At 48.6% G+C, this 4,507-nt stretch carries 4 protein-coding genes; all 4 read left to right on the top strand.

What is annotated here, in order from left to right; translation table 11 throughout:
- On the top strand, positions 1–1,536 hold a 1,536-nt coding region (gene fliF / locus IQR33_RS22840; protein ID WP_228014075.1), incomplete at its 5' end, for a flagellar basal-body MS-ring/collar protein FliF.
- A complete protein-coding gene (gene fliG / locus IQR33_RS22845; protein WP_005380470.1) occupies positions 1,529–2,584 on the top strand; it encodes a flagellar motor switch protein FliG in 1,056 nt (351 codons plus the stop codon). The genes fliF and fliG, both read left to right, overlap by 8 nt.
- A 71-nt stretch (positions 2,585–2,655) precedes the next feature.
- Entirely contained in the window at positions 2,656–3,456 is an 801-nt protein-coding gene (fliH, locus tag IQR33_RS22850) for a flagellar assembly protein FliH (protein ID WP_005394317.1), read from the top strand.
- 3 nt (positions 3,457–3,459) lie between these two features.
- On the top strand, positions 3,460–4,507 hold a 1,048-nt coding region (locus tag IQR33_RS22855; protein ID WP_228014076.1), incomplete at its 3' end, for a FliI/YscN family ATPase.

Genomic DNA, 4,507 nt, shown 5'->3' on the forward strand with positions numbered 1-4,507 from the left:
ATGCTGTTCTTTTGGGTCAAAGAACCGGAGATGCGCCCACTTGGTGCGTATGAGACCGAAGAATTGATCCCCGTTCTGGATTATCTGGACCAGCAGAAAATCAATTATAAGCTTGATGGCAATACTGTTTCTGTTGAATCGAGTGAGTACAACTCGATCAAACTTGGCATGGTTCGTTCCGGCGTTAACCAAGCTACAGAAGCGGGCGATGATATTTTGCTGCAAGACATGGGTTTTGGTGTTTCACAACGTCTCGAGCAAGAGCGTCTCAAACTCAGTCGAGAGCGCCAATTGGCTCAAGCAATTGAAGAAATGAAGCAAGTTCGCAAAGCACGAGTGTTATTGGCACTGCCAAAGCACAGCGTGTTTGTGCGTCATAACCAAGAAGCTTCTGCGTCGGTATTTTTGACATTGTCGACAGGCACGAACCTTAAGCAGCAAGAAGTGGATTCTATTGTCGACATGGTGGCTAGTGCCGTGCCGGGAATGAAAACTTCTCGAATTACCGTCACAGATCAGCATGGCCGCTTACTCAGCTCAGGCTCCCAAGATCCCGCTTCTGCGGCACGACGCAAAGAACAAGAATTAGAACGCAGCCAAGAGCAAGCGCTGCGCGAAAAAATTGATTCCGTACTATTACCGATTTTAGGTTATGGCAACTATACGGCGCAGGTTGATATACAAATGGATTTCAGTGCGGTTGAACAAACTCGCAAACGCTTTGATCCGAACACCCCTGCGACCCGCAGTGAGTACGCACTCGAAGATTACAATAACGGTAACATGGTTGCGGGTATTCCGGGTGCGTTGAGTAATCAGCCTCCAGCGGATGCCTCAATTCCGCAAGATGTGGCTCAAATGAAAGATGGTTCTGTCATGGGGCAGGGTTCAGTTCGTAAAGAGTCCACGCGTAACTTTGAGCTAGATACCACCATCAGCCACGAGCGAAAGCAGACCGGGACGGTGGCTCGTCAGACCGTTTCTGTTGCGATTAAAGACCGTCGTCAAGTTAACCCTGATACGGGTGAAGTGACTTATACCCCAATGTCCGAATCTGAAATCAATGCCATTCGCCAAGTATTAATTGGTACCGTCGGCTTTGATCAAGGTCGTGGCGATTTACTGAATGTATTGAGTGTAAAGTTTGCTGAGCCAGAGGCTGAGCAGCTAGAAGAACCACCAATTTGGGAGCACCCTAACTTCAGTGATTGGGTTCGTTGGTTCGCAAGTGCATTAGTGATTATTGTGGTTGTGTTGGTTCTGGTTCGCCCAGCAATGAAGAAATTGCTTAACCCTACCAGCGATGATGAAGACGAAATGTACGGACCAGACGGCTTGCCGATTGGTGCGGATGGTGAAACTAGCTTGATTGGCAGTGACATCGAAAGCAGCGAACTGTTCGAGTTTGGCTCAAGTATTGATTTGCCAAACCTTCATAAAGATGAAGATGTATTGAAAGCGGTTCGCGCTCTGGTTGCGAATGAACCTGAACTGGCTGCTCAAGTAGTGAAAAACTGGATGAATGACAATGGCTAACGATATCGTACCTCAAGATGACAACGCCGCGGGAATGCCAGTAGAGCTGGATGTTTCAACCATTACTGGCGAAGAAAAAGCGGCAATTTTGCTACTGAGCCTTAATGAACAAGATGCAGCTGGCATTATCCGTCACCTAGAACCAAAACAGGTTCAGCGTGTTGGTAGTGCGATGGCTCGCGCGAAGGATCTCAGCCAAGACAAGGTATCTGCTGTTCATCGTGCGTTTTTGGAGGATATCCAGAAATACACCAACATTGGTATGGGCAGCGAAGACTTTATGCGTAATGCACTGGTTGCCGCTCTTGGTGAAGACAAAGCCAACAACTTGGTTGACCAGATCCTACTTGGTACGGGATCAAAAGGCTTGGATTCTTTGAAATGGATGGACCCACGCCAAGTGGCGAGCATTATTGTCAATGAACACCCACAGATTCAAACTATCGTACTGTCTTATTTAGAAGCAGACCAATCTGCAGAGATTTTGTCTCAGTTCCCTGAGCGCGTGCGTTTGGATCTGATGATGCGTATTGCCAACCTTGAAGAAGTTCAGCCATCAGCATTGGCAGAGCTGAACGAAATCATGGAGAAACAGTTCGCGGGTCAAGCGGGTGCACAAGCAGCCAAAATTGGCGGCCTGAAAGCAGCAGCGGAGATCATGAACTACCTAGACAACAACGTCGAAGGTTTGTTGATGGAACAAATTCGCGATCAGGACGAAGACATGGCGACGCAAATCCAAGACCTAATGTTTGTCTTCGAAAACTTAGTCGAGGTGGACGACCAAGGTATTCAGAAGTTGCTGCGTGACGTACCACAAGACGTGTTGCAAAAAGCACTCAAAGGTGCAGATGACTCGTTACGTGAGAAAGTCTTCAAGAACATGTCTAAACGTGCTGCTGATATGATGCGTGATGACATAGAAGCGATGCCGCCAGTACGAGTGGCAGATGTAGAAGCCGCTCAGAAAGAAATCTTAGCAATTGCCCGTCGAATGGCGGATGCTGGTGAGCTTATGCTATCTGGCGGTGCTGACGAATTCTTATAATTTCTATTGCTTCGCAATTATCCTATTGCGGAGCACCCTCACTTCTTAATCGAACACACAATAGGTAACCCATGGCTGGTGATAGAAAACGTGGATTTATCCGTCCTGATGAAGATGATTCGATGATCGAACCTCAACGTTGGGGGCTGCCTGATTATGGCGAGCCTAAAGCCAAACAAGCAAAACAAACCGCGTTCAACTATGACCCGGGATGGGTGCCGAATTTTGATGAGCCTGAAGAAGAGCAGCCACTTGCGCTAACCGAAGAGCAAATTGAACTGATTAAGCAAGGTGCTTATCAAGAAGGCTTACATCAAGGTCAGGAAGCTGGCTTTAAGCAAGGTTACGACAAAGGTAAAGAAGAAGGGTTGCAAGCCGGCCATGCTGAAGGTCTCGAGCTCGGAAAAGCTGAAGGGGTAACTGCAGGGCAAGAATACATTCAGCAGCAAGTTGAAACTTTTATGAACTTGGCCAATCAGTTTGCTCAACCTTTGGAGTTGATGAATGCTCAGGTTGAAAAGCAGCTGGTGGATATGGTGCTCTGTTTAGTTAAAGAAGTGGTGCACGTTGAAGTACAAACCAACCCTCAAATTATTTTAGATACAGTGAAGCAGTCGGTCGAAGCGCTACCAATATCAGGCCACCCTATTACCTTGCACCTGAATCCAGAGGATGTCGCGATTATTCGTTCAGCTTATGGTGAAGAAGACCTTAATTGTCGCAACTGGACGTTAGTTGCTGAGCCATCGCTCAATCGAGGTGATGTCCAGATTGAAGCCGGTGAATCAAGCATTAATTATCGCATGGAAGAACGCGTCAAAAGCGTATTGCACAGCTTTTGTGGCGCAAACCGTCATCAAGAGGGTGAGTAATCCATGCAAGCACTCGCTGACCGCTTAAAAAACTACAAAGTTGAAGGCCTTACGACGCGCCCTGTCGCCTCTGGCAAACTGGTGCGTGTGGTTGGGTTAACGTTGGAAGCGACCGGCTGTCGCGCACCAATTGGCAGTTTATGCTTAGTGGAAACCATGTCAGGTCAGATGGAAGCCGAGGTTGTCGGCTTTTCAGGTGACAACCTATTTTTAATGCCAAGCGAACAAATTACGGGCATTTTACCTGGCGCGAGAGTCACCCCTTTAACCAGTGACGCTGGTTTGCCTGTCGGCATGGAGTTACTTGGGCGCGTGATAGACGGGGTTGGGAATCCACTTGATGGACTTGGCCCTTTGTATACCGATCATCGTGCCTCTTTTAATGCCGAGCCGATCAACCCGTTGGCTCGAAAACCAATTTCTGAACCGCTCGATGTTGGCCTAAAAGCCATCAATGGTTTGTTGACGGTTGGTAAAGGTCAGCGTATCGGTCTGTTTGCAGGTTCTGGTGTGGGTAAATCGGTCACGCTTGGCATGATGACGCGAGGCACCACCGCACAGGTTGTGGTCGTCGGCCTGATAGGTGAGCGTGGACGTGAAGTTAAAGAGTTCATCGAAGAGATCTTGGGTGAGGACGGTCGTCGCCGCTCAGTGGTGGTCGCGGCGCCTGCCGATGCTTCACCTCTAATGCGCTTAAAGGGGTGCCAAACGGCATTAACGATTGCTGAATACTTCCGGGACCAAGGGTTAGATGTTCTGCTATTGATGGACTCGTTGACTCGTTTTGCACAAGCACAGCGTGAAATCGCACTTTCTGTTGGTGAGCCGCCAGCGACGAAAGGTTACCCGCCTTCTGTATTTGCCAAGCTGCCAGCGCTGGTTGAGCGAGCGGGTAATGGAAGTGCCGAACAAGGCTCGATTACGGCGTTCTTTACCGTCTTGACCGAAGGGGATGATTTGCAAGATCCGATAGCGGATGCATCGCGAGCCATTCTTGATGGCCATATTGTTCTTTCTCGTGAAATGGCGGATGCAGGCCATTATCCGGCGA

It is taken from the genome of Vibrio sp. OPT46 (assembly GCF_015163535.1).
Taxonomy (GTDB): Bacteria; Pseudomonadota; Gammaproteobacteria; order Enterobacterales; family Vibrionaceae; genus Vibrio; species Vibrio alginolyticus.

Excerpts from the sequence above, each read along its gene's own strand:
- fliG (WP_005380470.1), top strand. The coding sequence starts at position 1,529 with ATGGCTAACGATATCGTACCTCAAGATGACAACGCCGCGGGAATGCCA.
- fliH (WP_005394317.1), top strand. The coding sequence starts at position 2,656 with ATGGCTGGTGATAGAAAACGTGGATTTATCCGTCCTGATGAAGATGAT.